24 protein-coding genes are annotated in these 23,571 nt (G+C 49.9%); 17 read left to right on the top strand and 7 right to left on the bottom strand.

Annotated elements, in window-relative coordinates; genetic code table 11:
* Window positions 1–158: 158 nt before the first annotated feature.
* Together HMPREF1051_RS04415 and HMPREF1051_RS04410 are read right to left on the bottom strand one after the other, a co-directional pair.
* A complete protein-coding gene (locus tag HMPREF1051_RS04415) occupies window positions 159–509 on the bottom strand; it encodes a helix-turn-helix domain-containing protein (RefSeq protein WP_036491819.1) in 351 nt (116 codons plus the stop codon).
* Between the two features lie 220 nt (window positions 510–729).
* Complete coding sequence (locus tag HMPREF1051_RS04410; protein ID WP_003764913.1) at window positions 730–1,119, bottom strand: hypothetical protein; 390 nt, start codon at window positions 1,117–1,119, stop codon at window positions 730–732.
* A 296-nt stretch (window positions 1,120–1,415) separates the two neighbouring features.
* Between HMPREF1051_RS04410 and HMPREF1051_RS04405 the strand changes: the two genes are divergently transcribed.
* The 8 genes from HMPREF1051_RS04405 (at window position 1,416) to HMPREF1051_RS04370 (ending at window position 9,448) form a co-directional block, all read left to right on the top strand.
* A complete protein-coding gene (locus tag HMPREF1051_RS04405; RefSeq protein ID WP_003759313.1) occupies window positions 1,416–2,315 on the top strand; it encodes a YoaK family protein in 900 nt (299 codons plus the stop codon).
* 306 nt (window positions 2,316–2,621) lie between these two features.
* Window positions 2,622–3,302, top strand: coding sequence for an OmpA family protein (locus HMPREF1051_RS04400; protein ID WP_003764921.1), 681 nt, complete (start codon window positions 2,622–2,624; stop codon window positions 3,300–3,302).
* A gap of 466 nt (window positions 3,303–3,768) precedes the next feature.
* A complete protein-coding gene (gene hutW / locus HMPREF1051_RS04395; RefSeq protein WP_003764882.1) occupies window positions 3,769–5,589 on the top strand; it encodes a heme anaerobic degradation radical SAM methyltransferase ChuW/HutW in 1,821 nt (606 codons plus the stop codon).
* Between the two features lie 611 nt (window positions 5,590–6,200).
* Window positions 6,201–6,821 (top strand): NAD(P)H-binding protein, encoded by a 621-nt coding sequence (locus HMPREF1051_RS04390; RefSeq protein WP_003764898.1) that lies wholly within the window; start codon window positions 6,201–6,203, stop codon window positions 6,819–6,821.
* Between the two features lie 173 nt (window positions 6,822–6,994).
* Complete coding sequence (rnhA, locus tag HMPREF1051_RS04385; protein ID WP_003764887.1) at window positions 6,995–7,432, top strand: ribonuclease HI; 438 nt, start codon at window positions 6,995–6,997, stop codon at window positions 7,430–7,432.
* Between the two features lie 10 nt (window positions 7,433–7,442).
* A complete protein-coding gene (locus HMPREF1051_RS04380; protein ID WP_036491816.1) occupies window positions 7,443–7,757 on the top strand; it encodes a hypothetical protein in 315 nt (104 codons plus the stop codon).
* Window positions 7,754–8,152 (top strand): HIT family protein, encoded by a 399-nt coding sequence (locus HMPREF1051_RS04375; protein ID WP_003764892.1) that lies wholly within the window; start codon window positions 7,754–7,756, stop codon window positions 8,150–8,152. Before HMPREF1051_RS04380 ends, HMPREF1051_RS04375 begins: the two co-directional genes overlap by 4 nt.
* Before the next feature lie 102 nt (window positions 8,153–8,254).
* Window positions 8,255–9,448 carry an LD-carboxypeptidase gene (locus tag HMPREF1051_RS04370; RefSeq protein ID WP_036491812.1) on the top strand — a complete coding sequence of 398 codons (1,194 nt, stop codon included), beginning with the start codon at window positions 8,255–8,257 and terminating at the stop codon, window positions 9,446–9,448.
* Between the two features lie 166 nt (window positions 9,449–9,614).
* Here the strand turns inward: HMPREF1051_RS04370 and porB are convergent, their stop codons facing one another.
* The 3 genes from porB to HMPREF1051_RS04355 all read right to left on the bottom strand — a co-directional run bounded on the left by porB (window position 9,615) and on the right by HMPREF1051_RS04355 (window position 14,789).
* Window positions 9,615–10,688 carry a trimeric porin PorB gene (porB, locus tag HMPREF1051_RS04365; protein WP_003759347.1) on the bottom strand — a complete coding sequence of 358 codons (1,074 nt, stop codon included), beginning with the start codon at window positions 10,686–10,688 and terminating at the stop codon, window positions 9,615–9,617.
* Between the two features lie 706 nt (window positions 10,689–11,394).
* Window positions 11,395–12,213: a tRNA pseudouridine(38-40) synthase TruA gene (gene truA / locus HMPREF1051_RS04360; protein ID WP_036491809.1), complete on the bottom strand. Its 819-nt coding sequence runs from the start codon at window positions 12,211–12,213 to the stop codon at window positions 11,395–11,397.
* 83 nt (window positions 12,214–12,296) lie between these two features.
* The gene (locus HMPREF1051_RS04355) at window positions 12,297–14,789 is read right to left on the bottom strand and encodes a FimV/HubP family polar landmark protein (protein WP_003764876.1); all 2,493 of its coding nucleotides are present in this window, start codon (window positions 14,787–14,789) and stop codon (window positions 12,297–12,299) included.
* Window positions 14,790–15,137: 348 nt separating this feature from the next.
* Here HMPREF1051_RS04355 and HMPREF1051_RS04350 point away from each other — a divergent pair, with 348 nt between their 5' ends.
* The 5 genes from HMPREF1051_RS04350 to HMPREF1051_RS04330 are packed head-to-tail and all read left to right on the top strand — an operon-like array spanning window position 15,138 to window position 17,906.
* Window positions 15,138–15,671 (top strand): septation protein A, encoded by a 534-nt coding sequence (locus HMPREF1051_RS04350; protein ID WP_003764915.1) that lies wholly within the window; start codon window positions 15,138–15,140, stop codon window positions 15,669–15,671.
* The gene (locus tag HMPREF1051_RS04345) at window positions 15,671–15,961 is read left to right on the top strand and encodes a YciI family protein (protein ID WP_003759356.1); all 291 of its coding nucleotides are present in this window, start codon (window positions 15,671–15,673) and stop codon (window positions 15,959–15,961) included. Before HMPREF1051_RS04350 ends, HMPREF1051_RS04345 begins: the two co-directional genes overlap by 1 nt.
* Window positions 15,961–16,230, top strand: a complete 270-nt coding sequence (locus HMPREF1051_RS04340) for a BolA family protein (protein WP_003759357.1) — start codon at window positions 15,961–15,963, stop codon at window positions 16,228–16,230. Before HMPREF1051_RS04345 ends, HMPREF1051_RS04340 begins: the two co-directional genes overlap by 1 nt.
* A gap of 33 nt (window positions 16,231–16,263) precedes the next feature.
* Window positions 16,264–17,127: a peptidylprolyl isomerase gene (locus HMPREF1051_RS04335; RefSeq protein WP_003764910.1), complete on the top strand. Its 864-nt coding sequence runs from the start codon at window positions 16,264–16,266 to the stop codon at window positions 17,125–17,127.
* Window positions 17,128–17,147: 20 nt separating this feature from the next.
* Entirely contained in the window at window positions 17,148–17,906 is a 759-nt protein-coding gene (locus HMPREF1051_RS04330; protein ID WP_003764894.1) for a peptidyl-prolyl cis-trans isomerase, read from the top strand.
* A gap of 131 nt (window positions 17,907–18,037) precedes the next feature.
* On the opposite strand, the gene HMPREF1051_RS04325 is transcribed toward HMPREF1051_RS04330, so the two are convergent.
* Both HMPREF1051_RS04325 and HMPREF1051_RS04320 read right to left on the bottom strand, forming a co-directional pair.
* The gene (locus tag HMPREF1051_RS04325) at window positions 18,038–19,195 is read right to left on the bottom strand and encodes an NnrS family protein (RefSeq protein WP_036491796.1); all 1,158 of its coding nucleotides are present in this window, start codon (window positions 19,193–19,195) and stop codon (window positions 18,038–18,040) included.
* A 111-nt stretch (window positions 19,196–19,306) separates the two neighbouring features.
* The gene (locus tag HMPREF1051_RS04320; RefSeq protein WP_003759365.1) at window positions 19,307–19,687 is read right to left on the bottom strand and encodes a hemerythrin domain-containing protein; all 381 of its coding nucleotides are present in this window, start codon (window positions 19,685–19,687) and stop codon (window positions 19,307–19,309) included.
* Between the two features lie 171 nt (window positions 19,688–19,858).
* Here HMPREF1051_RS04320 and HMPREF1051_RS04315 point away from each other — a divergent pair, with 171 nt between their 5' ends.
* From HMPREF1051_RS04315 to HMPREF1051_RS04300, 4 genes are all read left to right on the top strand, one after another.
* Complete coding sequence (locus HMPREF1051_RS04315) at window positions 19,859–20,323, top strand: Rrf2 family transcriptional regulator (protein WP_003759367.1); 465 nt, start codon at window positions 19,859–19,861, stop codon at window positions 20,321–20,323.
* A gap of 519 nt (window positions 20,324–20,842) precedes the next feature.
* Window positions 20,843–21,817, top strand: a complete 975-nt coding sequence (locus HMPREF1051_RS04310; protein ID WP_003764912.1) for an energy transducer TonB — start codon at window positions 20,843–20,845, stop codon at window positions 21,815–21,817.
* Between the two features lie 59 nt (window positions 21,818–21,876).
* On the top strand, window positions 21,877–22,536 hold the full coding sequence (locus tag HMPREF1051_RS04305) for a MotA/TolQ/ExbB proton channel family protein (protein ID WP_003759374.1): 660 nt from the start codon (window positions 21,877–21,879) through the stop codon (window positions 22,534–22,536).
* A 3-nt stretch (window positions 22,537–22,539) separates the two neighbouring features.
* Window positions 22,540–22,977 carry an ExbD/TolR family protein gene (locus HMPREF1051_RS04300; RefSeq protein WP_036491793.1) on the top strand — a complete coding sequence of 146 codons (438 nt, stop codon included), beginning with the start codon at window positions 22,540–22,542 and terminating at the stop codon, window positions 22,975–22,977.
* The last annotated feature ends 594 nt before the right edge of the window (window positions 22,978–23,571 follow it).

Here is a 23,571-nt window from a genome sequence, read left to right as displayed (position 1 = left end):
GCGCCTTTGTCCGTAGCGTCCTTTATGCCGCCGGTAGGTTTCGACGAGGAGGGCTTTGTCGGCTGCGTCGGGGTCGGGTCGGTCTTGGTGGTGGTAGTAAAAGCTGCTTTTGGGCAGGTTTGCGATGTGCAGCAGGTATTTGAGCGGGTGTTGCGCCCTCAGTGTTTGGACGGTTTGGCTTTGTCCTTTTCGGTCTGCTTTTGGCTGAGGGCTTTTAACTCCTTTAGGTAGGCGACCTCTGCGCGCATATAGCACAACTCTTCAATAAGCTCTGCCTGTGTTTTTTCTTGATCGGGTTTATCTGCGATGAAGGGGTTTTTGCGGTGTTGGGTCATGGTTTTGGATTGGGGATGTTCGAGTGCGCCGATGCCGCCTTCTTGATAGGCGCGTATCCATCGTCGCAGATGGGTTCGGGAGATGCCGTAGTGGTCTGCGGTACGCTGTTGGCTGCGTATGTGCAGGTAGTGGAGTACGGCTTGGTATTTGAAGTGTAATGTATATTTGCTCATAAAAAAACTGCACCTTGTGAGTTGGAGGGGATGTCCAACTTTTGGGGTGCAGTTCAAACTTGAAATCGGGTTTTCAGACGACCTTTTTGCATCATCAGCTGTCTTTCTGCATGATTCGGTAAACGGATACCGCGACACCACAAACAGCCTGCCTTAGCGCCGGCTCTCTACAATTGCCCCACACTATCGGCTCAAGGCTGCACACATATCAAGCCGTTTTTTACCACCAGTAATACGGCCGGTAAAACGGGAATCCCCACTCGTCGTAATAGCGGTAATAGCGTGCTTCGCGCAGCTGTTGTTGGGAAATATAATTTTGCCATGCCATCTTATAGCAGGCCTGGAACATCGGGTCGGACACTTTGTCGATGTATTTCAGGCGGAAGGCTTTTTGTTCCGCACTGGGCGTGCCGACTTGCTCCGCCTGCTCGAACTGTTTGCGCATCAGTTTGGCAGTCTCCGGATCGCATTCGGCAGCCAGACTGACTTGAAGATTCTGTTCATAACGTCTTTGCGCGCGTTCGCGGGCGGCTTTTTGTTCGGGCGTAGTGGCACAAGCGGTCAGGGTTGCCGCGATGCACAGGATCAGGGAAGCTCGAATGGGAGACATGATTTTTCCTTTTTATATCAAGGGATAGGGGTAATGTACGCCTTTTGCGGCAAATTGTGAAGCCTGTCGTACCGTCCGTGTTCAACCGACAAAACGGCAAAGCCCGGCCAAAACAAACCGTACCACCTGACAAGAGGTCGTCTGAAAAGTGAAGAGCCATTTTCAGAAGACCTCATATCTCACCCTGCTCTTTTTATAGTGATTTCGCCATATTCATTGAAGAAGCCCTTAGCGATACAATATCGCACCATATCCAATCGAATCGAGGTCGTCTGAAAAATTGAAAAGGGATTGATATGACGGCAAATCATCACGAAGAAACACCAAACGAGCCACAGCAGCCGACCAGCCGCCACAAGCGTCGGCACGAACGCCTGCACGCGCCGCCGTTTTGGCAGGCGGACAGGCCGTATCTGCACGAACACCATATTTCAGATGCGCGTTTCCGCAGGCTCGGCTATATCATGGCAATGTTGGCGGGGGCAATCAATGCGGGCGGTTTCTTTGCGTTTTCACGTTATACGTCGCACGTTACCGGCTCGATGTCGATGCTGGCGGACGCTGTTTATCTGCGCGAATGGGTAACGGCGGCGGTGGCTTTGATCAGCGTGTTGTGCTTTATTGTCGGCGCGGCGCATTCGGGCTGGGTGGTTTTGTGGACGCAGCAGAAGCGGTTTCGCGGCAGCTTCGGTTTTTCCATGTGGCTGGAAGCGGTTTATCTGCTGATATTCGGCTTGTTCGGTCTGACGACATCGAAGTGGAACATCGGGGACGGGAATTTGGTTTTCCCGTCGTTGGCTTTGTTTTTAATGTGTTTCATCATGGGAATGCACAATACGGTGATGACGCTTTTGTCCGGCGGCGCCATCCGTTCGACGCATATGACCGGCACGGCGACCGACTTGGGCATCGAGCTTTCGCGTGCGCTGTATTATTCAAAAAAACATCATCCGCGCCTGCCTCATGTTCATGTCAATAAGCCGAAGATGTGGCTGTTGAACGGCTTGATGTGGGCATTTCTGCTGGGCGGCGTCGTGGGTGCTTGGGGCTACCACAAAATCGGACACCATTTCGCGCTGCCGGTATCCGCCGTCTTGTTCATCTTGGGCGCAGGGTCTGTGGGCTATGATGTGAAAGTGCGCTTGAAATTTGCGCTGGCGGGCTGGTATCGGCGGCATCGTGCGAAACAGCGTTAAAAAGCGCTATTGCGGCAAATCCGCATACCACCATGCCAATTATCGGCGCTCAGTGAACCAAATCGCTTTTCTTTTGCCCAATCAAATAGATACTCCTGCTTGATGACAATCCCTCCAAATCTTCTAATCGTTTGTTTTGAATGAAAAACACCTTAATCAAGGCTGCCGCATCGCGTTATCCCTGAAACGCGCGGGCAATGAGCGGACAGCGATTGGATTAATGGCAATATGAGTCATGGCGGGAACCATCCCTTCTTCCAACTGATTTTCAGACGACCCGAGCGTCGTTGTCGAAAGGACATCTTAATGAAACTCTTGAAATCCCTAACCGTTGCCGCGTTGGCAATTCCTTTAGCACTGACCGGCTGCGTAACCGACCCTGTAAGCGGACAACGCAACACCAGCAAAACCGCCATGTACGGCTTGGGCGGCGCGGCAGTGTGCGGCATCGTCGGCGCACTGACCCACGGCGGCAAAGGCGCGCGCAACTCCGCGTTGGCATGCGGCGCGATTGGCGCGGGCGTAGGCGGCTACATGGACTATCAAGAGAAAAAACTGCGCGAAAACCTGAAAAACACCAACGTCGAAGTGGAACGCCAAGGCAACCAAATCAAGTTGGTGATGCCTGAAAACGTCACCTTCGCCACAGGCAGCGCGGCATTGAGCGATCAGGCGCGAAACGCTTTGGCGACCGCCTCCGAAACGCTGGTGCAATACCCCGACACGACCTTGACGATTAACGGTCATACCGACAACACCGGCAACGACGCCATCAACGAACCACTGTCCCGCAACCGCGCACTTGCCGTTGCCGACTACCTGCAATCCCGTGGCGTAAACGGCTCGCGCCTGACCACCGCCGGCTACGGTTCACGCCATCCGATTGCGTCTAACGCCACAGCCGAAGGCCGCGCCCAAAACCGCCGCGTCGAGATTTTGATCAATCCCGACCAAAACGCCATCAAGGCGGCGAAACAGCAAATGTAAGCTATCCGTCTGAAGATACAGCTTAAAGGTCGTCTGAAATCCGATTTTGGGTTTCAGACGACCTTTTTTCATTGCGCCATCGGTTCGCCGGTTTTGCCACCTATTCATCAGGTTTTCGGTTGAATGCCTCATCACTAAGGCCAAAAGCAAAACAAGCCTTTGATTTTTCAGACGACCTTAAACCATTCCACCAATATAGTGGATTAACTTTAAATCAGGACAAGGCGACGAAGCCGCAGACAGTATAGATAGTACGGAACCGATTCACTTGGTGCTTCAGCACCTTAGAGAATCGTTCTCTTTGAGCTAAGGCGAGGCAATGCCGTACTGGTTTAAAGTTAATCCACTATATTTATTCACCTGCCGACACTGTTCATGTTCCGTTTTCCCGCTCTATCATCCTTGACACTGCCTGATGACAGTGATTTAATTTCCTAATATGATTAATAATTATTTTTAATCAAATATGGAACAGCAGCTTGTTTGGACACCGCGCCAATCCGCGCCCAAAGCCTTTCCCGAACGGCAGGCGCTGATGCCTATATGGGGCGGCATACCGATTCCCCGTCCGCAATGGCAGAACATCTGGCGGCAGAAGCTCCCCCATGCCGCCGATTCCGACGCGCTCGCCTATCTGCACATCCCCTTCTGCGCCAACCACTGCGTTTTCTGCGGCTTCTACCGCAACGCGTGGAAAGAGAGTTACAGCAGCGTTTACACCGACAAAATCATCGAAGAAATGGCGGCGGAATCCGAAATCCGCCAAGGCAACGGCAAAATCCGCGCCGTCTATTTCGGCGGCGGCACGCCCACCGCGCTGCAAACCCCGGACCTCGCCAGACTCATCCGCGCCTGTTACCAATACCTGCCGATTGCCGACGACTGCGAGTTCACCATCGAAGGCCGCATGAGCCATTTCGACATCGAAAAAGCCCAAGCCTGCATCGAAGCGGGTGCCAACCGCATTTCCATCGGCGTGCAAACCTTTGACACCGCCATCCGCCGCCGCCTCGGCCGCAAACACGGCGGCGACGAAGCCTTTGCCTATCTGGAAAAACTTTGTGAAATCAATGCCGTCATCGTTGTCGATTTGATGTTCGGCCTGCCCAACCAAACCGACGCCGTTTGGCAAAACGACCTCGAACGCGCCACCGCCCTGCCTTTGTCCGGACTCGACACCTACGCCTTCAACCTCTATCCCATGCTGCCCATCAACCGCATGGTGGAGAAAGGCGCATTTCCCGCCCCACCCGGTTTCGACGTTCAGGCCGACCAATACGCCTACGCCGTCGAAACACTGGCGCAAAAAGGCTGGAACCAAGTCAGCAACAGCCATTTCGCCTATCCCGGCCGCGGCGAACGCAACCGATACAACACGCTGGTCAAATCCAACATCCCCTGCTGGGCGTTCGGCTCCGGCGCAGGCGGCAATTTCGGCGGCTTCAGTTATCAGGTGCAGGGCGATTTGGACAGCTACCTCGCCACCCCGAAAGGCGAAAAAAACATCGCCTTCATGAGCGGCCACAGCCCAAACAAAACCCTGCTCGGACAAGTGCAGCACGACATGGAAACAGGCCGTCTGAATCCCTCGCTGTTTGACGGCAACGCCGCCGCGCAGAAACTGATTGCCCAATGGCAGGCAATGCAGCTCTTTGAAGAACAAGGTTCAGACGGCCTCATCCGCCTGAACACCAGCGGCCGCTACTGGTCGCCCACCCTCATCCGCAAACTCATGCTCACCCTCCCGACCCAAGAAAAGGATCAAACCATGCAAAAACTTTCATCCGAACAACAAATCATGTTGCGCCAATCATTGGAAAAAAATCCCGGCCAAGTGCTCGAAATGCTCGCCGCGCAAAACCAATGCAGCTTTGAAGACGTCATCCGCTGCCTGCCCGAAAACTGCATCCGCCAAACCGAAGGCAGCCGCATCGTCGAAATCCTGCAAGCCGTCGCCGCTTGGGACGAAGCCGTCACCTTCATCGCCCACACCCCCGACGCCATCGTCGAAGTTACCGGCAAATTACCTAGCGGCAAAGTCGGCCGCGGCTTCTACAATTTCGACCACCCCGAAACCGACGGCGGCGTACACGGTCATATCTATTACGAAAACTGCGCCGCCATCTACCTTTTGGAACGTCCGTTTATGGGCAAAGACACCTGCTCGCTCAACTTCATCAACCGCAACGGTGGCGCCATGTTCAAAATCTTCGTCGGCCGCGACGAAGCAGGCGAACTCAAACAACACCAAATCGAAGCCATGAGAAAACTGTTTGATGCGGCTTAAACAGGTTTCAGACGACCTCTGCCTGAAACCGATAGAAATTGCCGCATTCCTGCACAAACAAAATCATCTTCCGGCATCGTAAATATCCGATGAAATTCGACAGGCTGCCTGCAATATTGGCGTTTGCCACTAAAGTAAGCTTGCGCTTACCACCCTCTCCCTAACCCTCTCCCACGGGGAGAGGGGATTGAGGATACTGAGATTCAAGCATTTTTGGCTTCTCTGCCACTTGGAGTTTCCCTGCCAACCCATCCCTCTCCCCGTGGGAGAGGGCTAGGGAGAGGGCAAAGCACAAACCAGTAAGTCAATTCTGCGGGCAAAGCCCACGCTACGACTGAAATCCAACCATTTTTGGCTTCTCTGTCGCTTGGATTCTCCCTGCCAACCCATCCCCTCTCCCCGTGGGAGAGGGTTAGGGAGAGGGCACAGCACAAACCGTGCAGAGTATGCTTTTGGGTTTCAGTTTCACAATAGTCGGAACGTAGCGTGGGCTATGCCCACGACAGCACAACATCAAACACAAAAAGGTCGTCTGAAAATCAACAAGCCTTACTCCAAACCACTCACAAATTATTGAAATCCCGAACCACCCGACACACAAAGGAGACCCCATGCAACTCATCTTCGGTGCCAACGGCCCGTCTGGCCGAGCATTCATCCGCACACTCACCCATCCCGCCGACACCGTCGCCGTATTAAGAAAGCCGTCTGAAGATTCGTTCTTTAGCGAACACCGCATTCAGACAGCCACCGCCGACGCGCTCGATGCCGACGCGCTCGACAAAGTGTTCGCACAATACCGCCCCGACAGCGTCATCAGCTTCGTCGGCGGCAAAAACGAACAAGGCATACGCAGCGACGCACTGGGCAATATCAACATCATCGCCGCCGCCCAAGCCGCCAACCCGCAAGCCCGTTTCATCCTGATTACCAGCATGGGCTGCGGCGAACAATGGGACATGATGAGCGAACCCTTCAAACAAGCCCTCGGCGAAGCCGTCCGCGCAAAAACCGAAGCCGAAATCTACCTCAAACAAAGCAGCCTGAACTGGACCATCCTCCGCCCCTGCGGCTTGGACAACAGCGAAGACAGCCACCACATCCTGACCGACCACCCCGACAGCATCCCTAAAAACTACATGAGCCGAAACGGACTCGCCGCCGCCGTCACCGCCGTCCTGCAAGACCCCGACAGCATCGGTAAGGTTTACACCGTCGGCGCAGGCAGTTAACACCTCGCCCATAGTCAAGCAGGTCGTCTGAAACGGTTTCAGACGACCTGCTTCCTATTATCGACAATCAGCGCGGCATCCATTCATCCACTTAAAAAACCATTCCCAAACCCCGCTTTCAGACGACCTCCCGCCTTGTGTTATGATAATGGCTCTTCACACAAAGGTATTTTATGGACAAACCCGTCTATCTCTACACCGACGGCGCATGCAAAGGCAATCCCGGTGCCGGCGGCTGGGGCGTGTTCATGCGTTACGGCGCACATGAAAAAGAACTGTTCGGCGGCGAAGCGGAAACCACCAACAACCGCATGGAGCTGACCGCCGTCATTGAAGGCCTGAAATCCCTAAAACGCCGCTGCCAAGTCATCATCTGCACCGACTCGCAATACGTCAAAAACGGCATGGAAAGCTGGATACACGGCTGGAAAAAAAACGGCTGGAAAACCGCCGCCAAAAAACCGGTTAAAAACGATGATTTATGGAAAGAGCTGGATAGTCTGGTTCAACAGCACGATGTCCGCTGGACGTGGGTAAAAGGCCATGCCGGACACCCTGAAAACGAAAAAGCCGACGAGCTCGCCAACCGAGGCGCGGCAAAATTTTTATAACATTTCATCCATGACTGCACTCAAACATCTCAAACCATTCTTTTGGATTGCCATCATTGCATTGATTTGTGTGACGCCCATAGCATTTATGTTCGCCTATTCGCCCTTTCATGATGTCAATGATTTTTTTCGCTTTGGCTTGTGTGATCACGTTAAGAGTGCCGAAGAGTGTGCCGACTTAATCACGCCCTCCTATTTATTTTGGTGGTTTATACCTGAACCGTGGTTTTACGCATTCATACTACTAACTGCCATTTACCTCGTTCTAAAAATCCTGATTGAAATCATCCGATTCCTATTCAGACTCAGAAAGAAAAACCCATGACCTGCCCCATCTGCACCGCAGACAACGAAGACATTTTGCTGCAAACCCCAAACCTGCGCGTCATCGCCGTCCACAACGAAGCCGCAGCCCCGGCATTCTGCCGCGTCATCTGGAACGACCACATCGCCGAGATGACCGACCTTTCAGCCGCCGAACGTGCCGAAATCATGGAAATGGTGTATAAAGTCGAAGCCGCCATGCGCCAAGTGTTCCGTCCCGCTAAAATCAACCTTGCCAGCCTGGGCAACGTCGTTCCCCATCTGCATTGGCACGTCATCGCCCGCTTTGAAAACGATGCCAACTTTCCCGCCCCAATTTGGGCAGCCCCCGTCCGCGAACACGGCATGACCCTGCCGGACAACTGGACGGAACAAGTCAAAGCCCTGCTGGCGTAACGTTCAGACGACCTCAATAGGCGTATCGGATACCGCATATCAACCGATTTTCAGACGACCCCTGCCAAAAAGGTCGTCTGAAACCCAACCAAAGGAAACCATATGACCTGGCAAACCTCCCGCCGCCATTTCCTCCGCGCCTGCTCCGCCGCAGCCGGAGCCGGACTGCTGCAAGCCTGCGGCACCGGCACTACCGTCACTCCGTCTACTCAAACCGGTAACACAGCGAAAGCCCAACCCGTGCAGCCCAAAACCAGCCATCCCCCACGCTCCGGCGACAACCTCCTCCGCGTCGTCGCCCCTTCCGGCTTTGCCGAAGACCCCAACCGCGTCAACGCAGGCTTGACCCGCCTCTATAACGCAGGTTTTACCGTGACCAACCAACAAGCAGGCAGCCGGCGCTATCAACGCTTCGCCGGCTCCGACGCCCAACGTGCCGCCGACTTCCAAGAGGTCGCCACCGGCCGCGTTGAAACACCCAAAGTCCTCATGGGCTTGCGCGGCGGCTACGGCGCGGCACGCATCCTGCCGCAAATCGACTTCGCTTCACTCGGCGCCAGAATGCGCGAACGCGGTACTTTATTCTTCGGCTTCAGCGACGTTTGCGCCATCCAACTCGCCCTGCTCGCCAAAGGCAATATGGCAAGCTTCGCCGGCCCTATGGTTTACAGCGAATTCGGCAAACCCGAACCCAGCGTCTTCACCATGGATTCGTTCATCCGCGGCACCACCAACAACGTCAACATCATCGACGTTCCTGCCATCCAACGTGCCAACGTCAACGTCGAAGGTACTTTGTGGGGCGGCAACCTCAGCGTCCTCGCCTCCCTCGCAGGCTCGCCCTATATGCCCGATATCCAAGGCGGCATCCTGTTCGTCGAAGACGTCAGCGAACAACCCTACCGCATCGAACGCATGTTGAACACGCTTTATCTTGCAGGCATCCTGCAAAAACAACGCGCCATCATCTTCGGCGACTTCCGTATGGGCACCATCCGCGACGTGTACGACTCAAGCTACGACTTCTCAGCCGTCGTCAACCACGTCTCACGCACCGCCAAAGTCCCCGTCCTGACAGGCTTCCCCTTCGGACACATCACCAATAAAAGCACCTTCCCCTTGGGCGCACATGCCAAAATCCACAGCACTGCCAACGGTGGCTACACCGTAACCTTCAGCGGCTACCCTACCCTGAACCCCGCCGCCCTGACCCTCAACAACCTGCTGCCCCCGCCCGTGCCGACGTTCAACGGCTCTACCTACCGCAGCACGACAACCGAAGAAGTCATCGAATAAACAAGCTTTCGATTCAAACAAAGGTCGTCTGAAAATCCGAATCGGTTTTTCAGACGACCTTTGTCTATTAATACAAAACCGATACACATCCAACCAAACACACATCATTCAAAAAACAAAAGAGCCTGCATAAAGCAGGCTCTTTATTTAAACTAATCGTACTAGATTAGAATTTGTGACGCAGACCAACCAGACCGGCGGTAGATTGAGTTTTGTCGCCACCTTTGCCTTCTTTCAACCAGCCGGCAGAAACAAGAGCAGAAGTACGTTTAGAGAAGTCGTAATCAGCACCAACAATCACTTGGTTGTATTGGCTGTTACCTTGTTTCACGCCGTTTTCTTTAGCTTTGAAGCCGTGAGCGTAAGACAGACGAGGCATTACGTTACCCATACGGTAGCCGCCAGTTACAGCAACTTCAGTACGTTCGTTTTTCTTAGCGTCAGCTACGTCAGCTTTAAAGCCTTCGTATTGACCGGCAACAGAAACCAGTACGTTGTTAGCATCGTAACCACCTACCAGACGGTGTGCTTGGTAGTCTTTGTAAACACCAGAACCCAAAGTAGTGTTGCTGTTGAACAGTTCCAGATGATCGTCGCTCAAAACTTTACGTTTTGCAAAAGTACCAGCGTAGCGACCGAAGAAACCGGAGTTTTCATAGTTCAGACCCAAGTCAAAAGAGTGACGGGTTTTCACGTCATGAACATGTTTGTCCTCAGGGTTAGCATTGTCGCGTGGTTGGTATTGAGCGCTTGCGCTGAAACCAGCAAATACTGGAGAGTCGTAACGTACAGATACTTTACGCTCGTCAACACGTTTCAGTTTACCGAATTGCAAAACTGATGCATTCGCGTCGCTAGATTCCCAAGGATCTACGCTGTCGCTGTTATCTTTCAGAGCAGTGTTCAATTTACCTGCGCGAACTTTACCGAAGCCGCCTTCCAAACCGATGAAGGATTCACGAGTACCCCAACCTTTGTCAGTACCGGCAACAGAAGTATTTTGCTCTACTTGCCAGATAGCATTCAGGTTGTTGCTCAGGTGTTCGTGACCTTTGAAACCGATACGGGAACCAAAGTCAGCAATTTCAGTTGCAGTTTTGTTTTTGGTGCTTACGTGATTAACAGTTTCTTTAGTACGAGAAACTTCAACACCGGCTTTAACTTGACCGTACAGAGTCACGTCAGCCATAGCTGCAACAGGCAAAGCTGCCAAAGTCAGAGCAATCAGAGATTTTTTCATTGCTGTATTCCTTTTCTATCGTGAAGAAATAACTTAAGCAGACCCGGATAGAATCCGCTTAGGCTTTACATTATCGCTGGAATCAGCGATTCCATGACTCTCACTATAATTGTTCCTCTCTAAAAAAACAAACTTTATTCACTACCCCTGCTGACCGTCTTACCTCACAGCACCCGCATTACAACAAGGCATTCGCAATATTTTCCTTATAAATCATGATGTAATATTGAATTGCCCGCTGTTTGCATTTTTACAACACACTTTTCCTAAACGGTCGTTTTTGGAGATTGGCTGTTGTTTTTTGGCTAACTCGGGTAAACGAGTAAATTAAGAGAGAATCAGTATGTACTCTCTTAAAGCGTGCAATTTATAGGCTTAGCCAGTCATGCACATTGGAAATACCCACTCTTTTAAGATGGAAGTATGCATTCTCCTCTTTTGATTTACGATTTCACTGACGTAGCATCAGCATTACCTATGCTGCTCCTCCAAAGAAAAGGTCGTCTGAAATCTGTGTAGCGTTTTCAGACGACCTTTTACAATTTGCACATACAAAGCTAGGAAACCAAATTTTCCAAAGGACTGGTCAGAATATCTATGTTGTATCGGATTGCTATACCTTACTCATGTAGTGTGTGCTTTATCCACAAACGGGACATTACTAAAAAAGATTCCCTATAAGCGGACACTTTGTTTTCAGACGACCTCACAGCCATGCCGGCATTTCAGGACGAATGATACCGAACTCGGACGGATAATCCACTCTGGTCAGATACAGCCCATCAGGCATAAAAGTCGGGGGGGCTTTTAATCGGCTGCGCTCTTCGATTAATTCCTGAAATCCGGAAACGCTAAGCCTGCCACTACCAACATAAACCAATGCACCCATGATATTACGCACCATATGATGCAAAAAGGCATTGCCGTGTAAGTCTAGTTTTAAGAATTGCGGTGTACCGCTGATTTTTGCACTATACAGGGTCTTAACGGGTGATTTTGCTTGGCATTCGGCAGCACGAAAGCTGGAGAAATCATGTTCGCCTTCTAATAATAATGCCGCCTGCTGCATTTTTTCAGGATCGAGTTTGAGGTGCGTCCACCCTATCTTCCCTTGCAATATCGGGGAGCGGACGGGAGATGATTCCAAAAGGTAACGATACCTTCTACCGTATGCGTCAAAGCGGGCGTGAAAATGTGGGGCAACCTGCTGCGCGAACAATACAGCCACACCTTCAGGAAGATACGCATTGACGCCCCGCACCCAAGCCTGCTCGGGACGGGCTACTTTGGTATCAAAATGAATAACTTGCGCAGTCGCGTGTACGCCTGTATCGGTTCGTCCGGCAACAATGGTTCGGATGGTCTCGCCTGCAATTTGACTGAGTGCGCTTTCCAATACCGTCTGGACAGTGGGTAAACCGTCGGCTTGTTTTTGCCAACCGTAAAATCGGCTGCCGTCATAAGACAGGGTTAATGCCCATCTTTGTATGGTTTTTGTGGATAATGATTCGGTGTATGAAGTCATATGTCGTCTGAAAATAATAAAAGATGCCGTTTTCACGGCATCTTTTATTTTAGCATTGTTCAATTTCGATTTACTTGCCAATATTAGGCATTCAATTCGTTCATCAATGCTTGGGCTTTATTACGGATCTCACCGCTTGCGTCTTCCAGCAATTCAGTCAACGTCTCGCGGGCAGCATCGGGATCGCCGATTTCGACATACATTTTAGCCAGGTCATATTTAGCTTCCAGCGGAGCCGTCATACCGACGGACTCGGAGATGAAGCCTGATTCAAAACCGGAATGTTCATTACTGCTGTCGGCAGTATCTTCCACACCCAGATTTTCCCATTCGATGGTTTCATCAGCGCTGGCTTCTTGAGTATTTTCAATACTGAAATCTTCGCCATCTTGGAATGCCAAAGGTTCGTCTTGCTTAATCTCAAACGGTTGAGTATCGGCTTCGGGCTGTGGCTGTTCTGTTTCTTCAACAACGAAATCCAGTGCTTCTTCTGAGCTATCTGCCTGTTTGTCTGCTGCTTCAACTTCAGACGACGTTTCTTCTTGCGCACCTAATTCAGGGAAAGGCTCGATGGCTTTAACTGTTTTCGGCTCTTCCGCAAAGAAATCCCAACCCTCTTCCGATTCTTCGGATTTGGTTTCGGCTTCTTCTGTTTCTACTACGTCAATTGTTTCCGACTTAGGCTCTTCAATCTCCACTTCGAATGGGATTGGCTCTTCTTCCGGTGCTTCCGGTTGAGCTTCCGGCAGGTCGTCTGAAACAGATGAAACAGGTGTTGCTGCAAAAGAAGAAACTGATGGGGTCTCTTCCTCATGCTGAGGCTCTGTTTCTACTTCAGCAGTTCTGTCTTCCATTACAACCGCAACGTGTTGATATGGATTTTCCGGTTCCGGCTCATATACGCTTTCGGTAGATTCGACAGTATCCCAATCGATATCACGGCGTTTTTCGGTTTCTTCGTCGATGGTAACGGCGCCGGACACGATGCTGGCTTGAGTATTATCCAGTTCGTTCAAATCCAGATCGACGTTTTCTTGAGCAGGTTCGGCAACAGGAGCCGGCTCATTGAAGAATACTTCATCATCGAAATCATCTTCAATTTCCAAACCGTCTTCTTCAGGTTTGGAAGTTTCTGCTACAACTTGTGGTTGCGGTTGCGGTTGCGGCGCAGTGGCAGCAGGGAATACATGATCTTCGATACTGATATCGAGATCGTCCTCATCCTGATCGTCCTGATCTATCGCACCTACCACAGGCGCAACAGCTGAATTCTTCCGCTTGCCCAACAAGAACAGCAACAGCAACAAACCTGCCGCTGCCGCACCGCCGATCAACAGCCAGCGCCATAATCCGCTGTCTTCCGCTGACGCTTCTTCTTGTTGTTTTTCTGTGGCAACTGCCGAGGCAATGCGCGCTTCAACATCAGCTTGTGCCTGAGAAATTTCTTGTGGTTCTGTGTTTGCTGTTGCAGACGACGCATTCGGCTCAGGCAGGACATTTACTTGCTCGGCAGATGCTGCACCTGTTTCAGCTTTATTTTGTTCCGGAGTACCTGCCGTCGTTACAGCCGGTTTGGTTTCGGGCTTGGCTTCTTGTACCGACTCAGCTTTTTTATCTTCTTTTTTATTTTCTACTTTGGTGTTTTCTACCGGAGTCTCTTTAGGAGGCGTTGCGGTACCGGCTTTTTCAGACGACCCTTGGGCTTGAGGCTTATTGCCTTCCTGAACCGGAGGTTTGACTTGTGCGGGTTTGGATGCCGTCGATTTCATATCGCCGTGCATCGGAATGTACAACACCTTGCCCGCAAGCATACGGTCGGCATCTTTACCGATGAACACGCCGGGGTTGGCATTGACCAATGCCTGTATCGTTTGTTCGACGGTCATGCCTTGCGGACGGATTTTGGTGGCAATTTCGGTCAGAGTCTCACCCTGACGAACCAGATGCTGCTTGCCATAACGAATCTCGGTTCCATTGGCGCCTACAGAAGATTGTTGCTGTTGTTTTGACGGCTGTGCCTGTGTCTGTACCGGTTTATTCGTGTTGTTTTTATCTTTTCGTACAGCTTCCTTGCGAACGGTTTCATTTTGATTTCCGTTTTGTATCGCGCGGTTGATGCGGTCACGCGCCGCCTGACGGTCAAATTGAGAATGGTATGAATTGTTGTCAGCAGAAGAATTGGATGAAGATTCGCCACCGCTGCGCGCACGGCTTGAACCATCCGTTTTACCGGAATAGCCTGCGGGATCAATGATGGCTGTGTATTCGCGTGATTGTGAACCTGCGCCGACTTGGAAAATCAACACAGGGTCTTTAATCGCTTTGCTTGAGTGGATAGTGACGACTGCCTTATCGCCCGACTTACGGACACTGGTACGCAAATTGCTATTGGAAACAGTCGCTTTTCCGCCTTTCAACAGCGCCTGAGCCTCGTCACCGGTTACGGTGATACTGCCTGAAAACGGCTCGCCCAGATGGGATTGGACATTCAGCCCGCCAAGCCCTGCGCTCGCACCAAACGACACTGCCAAGGCCACAGATGCCGCGATTAATTTGATTTTATGATGGTTTTTCAAAACTTGTCCCCTGTGTAAAATGACAACCCTGCTAGAACTGCTACATACTTAACCGTATATTACGATATATTACGTTATGATATCTTCTAAAGTCGCAGTCTGCCAAGTAATCCGATGAATTAAGTGATGAAACGAACGAGAAATTAATAGGTTTGTAATTTCTGTGTTTCTTTTTTACAAATCCTACTGATAACATAGTTTATCATCCCGACGGCATTTTTTAAACCCTTTTTTAGATTATTGCCCGCCTGCATCGGCAATTTCGTTTCCAGGGTGGTGCAAAAAGGTGAGGCTGCCTGTATGATTAGCGTTTAGCCGATTGGTTTCATCTTTTTTGTTTGTTTGATTATGAAAGTTTTAAGCGATTTATTGGCAGTCATCTTGTTTTTCCTGACTTACACAATCACGAAAAACATGATTACTGCGACTGCGGTTGCCGTTGTATTCGGCATTTTGCAGGCAGGTTTTACTTACTGGAAATACAAAAAACTCGATACGATGCAGTGGGTCGGCTTGATCCTGATCGTCGTATTCGGCGGCGCGACCATTCTACTTCATGATGACCGTTTTATCATGTGGAAACCGACCGTTTTGTTCTGGATTGGCGCATTGGTTTTGCTGATCAGCCATCTAAGCGGGAAAAACGGATTAAAAGCGACTATGGGCAAAGAGCTGGAACTGCCCGAACATGTTTGGAGCAAACTGACTTATGCCTGGATCGCATTCATGATTTTCTTAGGTATTGCCAACTGGTTTGTATTTACCCACTTCAAAGAACAATGGGTAAATTACAAAATGTTCGGCTCTACCGGTTTTTTGTTTGTTTTCTTTATCGCTCAATTTTCCTATTTGAGCCGATATTTACCCAAAAAGGATAGTTGATGGAATATTACATGCTCCTGGCCACCGATGCCGATAATGTACACGAAGCCCGTATGGCGGCACGCCCTGCCCATCTGCAACGCTTGGAAGCTTTGAAGGCTGAAGGACGTCTTCTGACTGCCGGCCCCAACCCTCTTCCCGACAATCCGGAGCGCGTGTCCGGCAGTCTGATTGTGGCTCAATTTGAATCTTTGGATGCCGCTCAAGAATGGGCGGAAAAAGACCCTTACGTCGATGCGGGCGTCTATGAAGAGGTATTGATCAAACCGTTCAAAGCCGTATTCAAATAATGGATATGCGTGAAGCTATTGAAGGTCGTCTGAAAACGCTGAATCCTGTTTTTTTTGACTTTCAGGATGACAGCCATCTGCATGCGGGCCACTCGGGAAACAAAGGAGGCGGGCATTATACGGTCGTAGTCGTCAGCGAAGCTTTCGGCGGCGTCAGCCGTCTTAACCGCCAACGCACCATTAAAACCTTACTGCACGATCTGTTTTCCGAAGGGCTGATTCACGCATTGAGCATCAAAGCGGCCACTCCGGACGAATACTTCCACTAATTACAGATATACTGGACATAACAAGAGAAAATCATGAAGAAAAAACATCTCATCTCTATGCTGATGACTGCTCTGGTTTCCGGCAGCCTTTCTGCCCAAACCTTAGTTACAGTTAATGGTCAAGCCATCGACAGCAGCGTCATTGATGCCCAAGTTGCCGCGCTGCGTGCAGCAAACAACAAAATTCCCGATTCTCCCGAGCTACGCAGAGAACTGACTGAGCGCCAAGTCATCAATACCGTCGTATCACAAGAAGCCAAACGCCTGAAGCTCGACCAAAGCGCCGAATTCAAACAAGCTTTGGAACATGCCCGTACGGATGCCAAAAAACAAGGTGCCGATAAAAAAGCACATTTCAAAACCGAATGGGCGGCATTTGAAAGCGATTTACTTGGACAAGCTTATGCGATTCACGTCCTCCGTCAAAATCCTGTCCAAGAAAAAGACGTCAAAACCGCTTACGATAATTTCAGCAACTTCTACAAAGGCACTCAAGAAGTACAACTGGGCGAAATTATTACCCGCACCCAAGCGGATGCCCAAAAAGCCATTTCTGATTTAAATGCCAAGAAAAGCTTTGCCTCCGTCCTGAAGCAATATTCAATAGATGAACGCGCCAAACAAGCGGGCGGCATCCAGCAAGGTTATGTTCCCTTAAAAGATTTGCAGGAGGCTGTTCCCCCGCTCTATGCCGCAGTTAAAGATTTGAAAAAAGGCGCGCACACTACAACGCCTCTGCAAGACAGCGACGTATATGCCGTCTTCTATGTCAACGACCGTCGGGATGTAAAGCTTCCGTCTTATGACGAATCCAAAAGCAGTATAGCCCAAGACCTGCAAGCCTCCCGCGTCGATGAAGCACTCCAATCTCTGTTGCAAAAAACCACAATTAAATAACTGTTCACGGAGTTTTTATAATGAAATACCAAACTGCCGCCGCAGTCATCATGGCGACGGCTGTTGCCGGATTCGCTGTTGCCAAAGCGCCTGATATTGATCCGGCACGCATAGACAGCGAAGTTGCCCGCATTCTCAAGCAAGCCGAACAGCGTCCTGAATCCAAGCAGCAGCCTGACGGCAAAGCAATCCGCCAAGAAGTCGTCAAACACTTGCAAAGCATTGAAATTCTCAAAAATGCCGCACTCAAAGCCGGATTAGATAAAGATCCCGAGGTCCGCAACCAATTCCTCACTATGGAAGCGGAATTTTACGCGGCGCAATATGCCGACTATCTGAAGCGCACTGCCGAAATCAGCAATGCTGAATTATTGAAGTTTTACGATCAGCAAACCCGCATGATCAAGATTCAGCAGGTTAGCTTCGATACGCCCGAAGAAGCACGAGCAGCACAAGAATTGCTCTTGAAAGGCTTGTCATTTGAAGAATTGACGAAACGATATCCGAATCAGCAACCCGCATTTGAAGATTTCGTCATGGCAAGACAGCTGCGCCAACCGCTTGCAGGCATCTTGGGCCCAATGAATCGGGGAGAGGTAACTCACAATCCTGTTGAAATTGAAAACAAGTTCTTCCTGTTTAAAATCAGCGAAGTACAAAAAGACCCTCAAGCACCGCCGTTTGATCTGATTCGCGATCAACTCACCCAGCTGTTGAAAGAAGATAAAGCCCAACAGCAAATTCACCAGCTATTGCGTGAAAACGGTATCGAGCAATAACACGCACTGAAACGATACGGACTTCGGTAAAACCACGCCGTACCGGTTTAAAGCGGATTCCCATATAAAAAGGTCGTCTGAAACCTGTTTTAAGGTTTCAGACGACCTTTCGTTTGATATGCTTGGTTTAATTAACCCGGTTTGCCGTCCAAACGCGGGCGGATGAGCCAAGGGATGTATTTCCATGCGTAAAGCAGCAAGGACAGGGCAAACAAGACTGCGGAAGTGCGGATGCTGTGGGTGTAACCGGTGCCGCTGACGAAGGTTGCAATGATGCGGATGACAGTGGCGGCTATCATCAGCCAAAAGGCGACGGGTACGGATTTGGGCGGCGGATAGATGGAGTTGCCGGTATGTCCGAGCGCAGTGCGCGCCATCATGCCCAATGTCAGGACGCCGATGCCGCCGACGCCGATGAGATGTACGCCAAGATTAAGGAAAGAGCCGTGGAAGTAGGAAGCACCGATGGCAATCAATCCCAATCCTGTGAACAAATAGCCTGCGAACAAAATCCACAGCATCGGTTCTTTCAAAACGGCTTTATACCACCAGCGGTAAACCTGTACGGTAAAAATCACGCCCGCTGCAAAGGCAAAAGCAGATGAAAGCCAAGGCAGGGCATGGTGCGCCATCAGCATGGCAGTCAGCATGGGCAGCCAGAGGGACGCGTGCGCGACCCACATCGGGCTGGGGATTTGCGGAACATTCAGGCGTTTGGAGGTAAAGAAGGAAATAATCCGCATGCCGATAAGGCCGATAAAGCCTGAGACCATAATCAGACCGGACTGCAGCCCGCTGAGCAGTGCAGATGCGTTTCCGGCATGCAGTTGGAAGTGGAATGCGGCGTGTGTGCAGCCCAGGACGACGATGGCGAATACGGCGACGTAGTTGCGTTTGTTTTTGGAACGGATGACAGGCAATGCCATGCAAACTGCGCCGTACCAGAAAAACAGCGTGCCGAGTATGCCGCTGGCGGTTGCACCACAGCCCGGAATGAAAACGGCAATCCTTGCTGCCAACCAAAATGCGGTTAATCCAGCCAAAACGCCGCCGCGCGTGGGCGGCTGCCCCGTCCAAGTGGCAACGGCGGTCAATAGGAAGGCAATGACGACGAGTCCGGCATAGCCCCAGATCATCTCATGGGCGTGCCAATAAAAATTGGACAACTCGGGCGTACCCGTATAGCCGAAGCCCCAAAGCAGGACGGAGATTGCGCCGTATAGTGCCGCCAGCGAGTAAAACGGGCGGAATGCCATTGCCCAAACAGGGTGTTTGAAAAAGGCGGTCATGGTAGTTCCTTGGTTTGTTTTTTGAATGGTTTGTTTTAGGTTTGAATAGACAGGAGGGTCGTCTGAAAACACTAAAATCGTGCTTTTGGACTTTTCAGACGACCTTTTTTATCAGATTCCTTCGGGTTCCGGTAAAAACGGCTCAACTGCGGGAAACAGTTCGCGCTCCTCAAAACGGGCATGGTCGCGTAGGGTAACGGCAAAGTCCTTATTCCATGCTTCGTTAAGATATTCAGGATTTGCCATCATACTGCGCAGTTTGGCGTGTTCGGCTTCGAAACGTTCGCGCATTGCAACGGGAATATTCTGCCAATGCGGGGCGAACATGGTTTCTTCTTCGACAAAATGCGGTTCCAATTCAAGGAAATGGGCTTCAAGCTCTGTTTGATGGCTTTCAGCGGGCGCGCGCAGGAGGCGGACGCAGAGTGAAAGGGCGTGATGGTGTTCGCGGGAAAGTTCGATAAGTGCTGGGTGGCGTTTTAACGGCTTCATAATATTTGATTATAATGATAATAAATTATCAAACTACACTGGATTAATTTAAATGTTTCAGATATTATGAAACTTAATCATATATAAAGTCAAACACATAACGGCGACAATTTCCCACTGGAAACACTGCCGCCGCCCTAAAAAAATAATATATTCTGAACAGAGAAAACCATGTATCTGACGCAACATACGGATTATGGTCTGCGGGTATTGATTTATGCGGCCATAAACGACGATTCGTTAGTCAATATCGGAACCATTGCCGAAGCCTATAACATTTCAAAAAGTCATTTGATGAAAGTCGTTACCGCGCTTGTCAAAGGCGGATTCCTGACCAGCATAAGAGGGAAAGGAGGCGGACTGCGTCTTGCCGACACACCCGATAAAATCAATGTCGGCGCGGTTGTGCGCCATCTTGAACCCATGCAGGTTGTCGAATGCATGGGGGAAAACAACGAATGCCTGATTACGCCGTCTTGCCGCCTGACCGGCATTTTGGGCGGAGCGATTAAGGCTTTCTTTGCGCATTTGGACGGGTTTACTTTGCAGGATTTGCTCAATAAACCAACCTACGATTTGCTATACGAACCCAAAATCGAAATCGTTGTCGAAAAAACAGACGATAAATCGGCATAGCCTACCTACTCTGCCGATATGTTTTAAGAGACTTAACTGAAAACCCGCACAATCCCAAAATAGGAAACATCTGATCATTCTTGTAACCACAACATTTCACAAGCATCAAATTTTCTATTTTCAGACGACCTTTTTGGGAAAGTGTACGGGTCTATCCCGCTATTCAAGCCACACCAACTACCGCCCTACAATAGCGGGAATCAATCTAAGAACACAAGCCAATCAATAAAATAATATTTTTGTAGCTTTTCTACTCCAAGGCACGCCACCGCCATCATTTTATCCGAACCACTTTTATTGTAAATTTATGAACTTTTCCGGATGAACAACTTCTAACGCTGTTGACTGAGGCGTCGCTTCCTCTTTTTCTTTTGTTTTATTGTGATAATGAATAGCAATATCAAAATATTGCATTGTACATATTAATATTTTAGATTATTCCAGAATAAATATTAACTCAAAAAACAGATGTAAAAACAGGTTGCAAACAAAAATTGTTGCTATTATCATGCGTCGATTATGAATAAAGACCGAATTTTAATCCCAGTAGCCGTCATTACCGTAACATTGCTTCACGCGGGCTTGATTGCGCTTTTGTGGGAAACATATAAACCGCTTATACCGGAAATGGCAAATATTGAGTTTGTCGATTTGGCGGATTTAGGTGGTGGCGACGGAGGTGGAGACGGCACCCCCGAAGGCGAAGGTGCGCCTGTCGCTCCCGAAAAAACGCCCGAACCGCAAAAACCTAAGCCACAGCCTAAACCCAAACCGGTCGAACAGCCCAAACCACAATTTAAGCCGGTCATAACAAAAAAAGCGGATGCTGATATCCAGCAGCCGAAAGAGAAGCCCAAGCCGGTTGAAAAACCAAAGCCTGAGCCAAAACCAGAACCCAAACCGGAACCTAAGCCTGAACCTAAACCCGAACCACGTCCAGAGCCTAAACCCCAACCCAAACCAGAATCCAAGCCTGCACCTAAAGCCTCGGACTACACCAGCAGCAGTAAAACCGGGCCGAATACTGCGGAAAACGGTAAAGGCAACGGACAAGGTAAAGCTCCTCATGGCGACAGCAAAGGAAACGGCGGAGGCAACAAAGGCCCTGGTAACGGACAAGGTGAAGGCAGCGGCCCCGGCAGTGGTGGCAACAAAGGCGAACATGGTTCAGGTAGTGGCAGTGGAGGAGGTTCCGGCGGTGGAAATGGCCCTGGAACAGGACCGGGTAGTAGTAGAGCCAATCCCGTTAAAGGCGGCACTTGCCATATTCCTAAACCGCCATATCCGCCTATAGCGGCAGAAAACGGAGATACAGGTACAGTTATGCTGAGTGTCTTGGTTGGCCCAGGAGGAAAAGTTGCTGAAGTTAAAATTTTAAAACGCAGTGGCTCCAATGCTCTTGACCAAGCTGCCCGTAAAGCAGTTAAAAATGGTGCTTGCAATGCCTCTGTCTGGACTGAATTCCGAGTCCCGGTCTCTTTTACTCTTGAGTAATCGGGCGCAACACCTTTATCGACAAAAGTTTTAATTTACTTGGAAAATTTGGAAAAATTATGGATTTAAAAACAATATTCGAATCAGGCGATTTTGTTCTGATCAGTGTATTCGTGTTGATGTTAGTAATGAGTATCGTGACCTGGTGTCTGATTATCCTGCGCTCCATCAAACTGAAAAAAGCCAAAACCGCCAACGCACTCGTTAAAACGCAAATGCTTAATGCCTTTACGCTTACCGAAGCCGTGCAAAAAGTGAAAGATATTGATGCGCCCATGAGCCGCGTAGCGGACGAATCCCTGCGTGCCTACCAAAGCTATCGTCAAAGCAACGCGAAAACACTGACTACCGAGCTGCCTTTGAACGAATACCTCGTCATTCAAATCCGAAACAGCATGGAACAAAATATGCGCCAGTTTGATTACGGCATGACTGCTTTGGCATCCATCGGTTCAACTGCCCCGTTTATCGGCTTGTTCGGTACGGTCTGGGGGATTTACCACGCCTTAATCAATATCGGTCAAAGCGGTCAAATGAGTATTGCCGCAGTAGCCGGTCCGATTGGTGAGGCGTTGGTGTCAACCGCCATCGGTTTGTTTGTCGCCATCCCTGCCGTCTTGGCGTATAACTTCCTCAACCGCGGTAAGAAAACCCTCTCTCAAGATATGGACGCTTTCGCACACGATTTACACGTCCGCCTGTTGAATCAAAAGGACTAAATTATGGCATTCGGCTCTATGAATTCCGGCGATGATGCACCGATGTCAGACATCAACGTCACGCCTTTGGTCGATGTGATGCTGGTACTGTTGATCGTTTTCATGATCACCATGCCCGTACTGACCCACTCGATTCCTTTGGAACTGCCGTCCGCTTCAGAAAATGCAGCGAAGCAGAAGGAAAAGCAGCCTAAAGACCCCCTGCGCCTGACCATAGATGTTAATGGCAACTATTACATCGATGGTGATTCTGCAACCAAAGCGGATATTAATACGGTCACTTCCCGACTGAAAACTGAAAAGCTGAAAAACGCCAATACCATCGTTGCCATTTCAGCAGACAAGGCCGTTGAATACGAATATGTCAACAAAGCCCTCGAAGCTGCCCGCGAAGCAGGTATTACCAAAATCGGCTTTGTGACCGAAACTAAAGCACAATAATACCGGCACAGTAAAAAAGGTCGTCTGAAAAGCATTCCTACTTTTCAGACGACCTTTTACATACAAATCAGACACAGCCTAAATACATCCAATACACTCATTTTCAGCAATTCCTCTTTTCCTTCATAGTGCAGATGAACTGCATTTTTTATAAATTCAACTTCCTAGATACCCAAATCTACCCTAACCTTCCCGATTGGAGAATAGTTAGACACAAAGCCGGAGGCTCTCCATTCGCTCAAGGATAAGGGGTCGTCTGAAACCTTCACTCTTTTCTGTAAAAATACCCTTAGCAGCTACAATATAAGGATTCGGGAAGGTTGTTTTAAAGGCCCCTATTCCCCGATTTCCCTTAATAACAAAACCGCCATGCCGGATTAGCATCCACCCAATAAAGCGATAAAACCATCTTTATCTTCAATCAAACGAGCACAGAACACACTCTCTACAAAACACTTTCCATTTCAAAAAAGGTCGTCTGAAACCAGATGTGTAATATAGTGGATTAAATTTAAATCAGGACAAGCGACGAAGCCGCAGACAGTACAGATAGTACGGAACCGATTCACTTGGTGCTTCAGCACCTTAGAGAAT

This window comes from Neisseria sicca VK64, assembly GCF_000260655.1.
Lineage (GTDB): Bacteria > Pseudomonadota > Gammaproteobacteria > Burkholderiales > Neisseriaceae > Neisseria > Neisseria sicca_B.
This window is presented reverse-complemented; position numbering and strand designations above follow the sequence as displayed.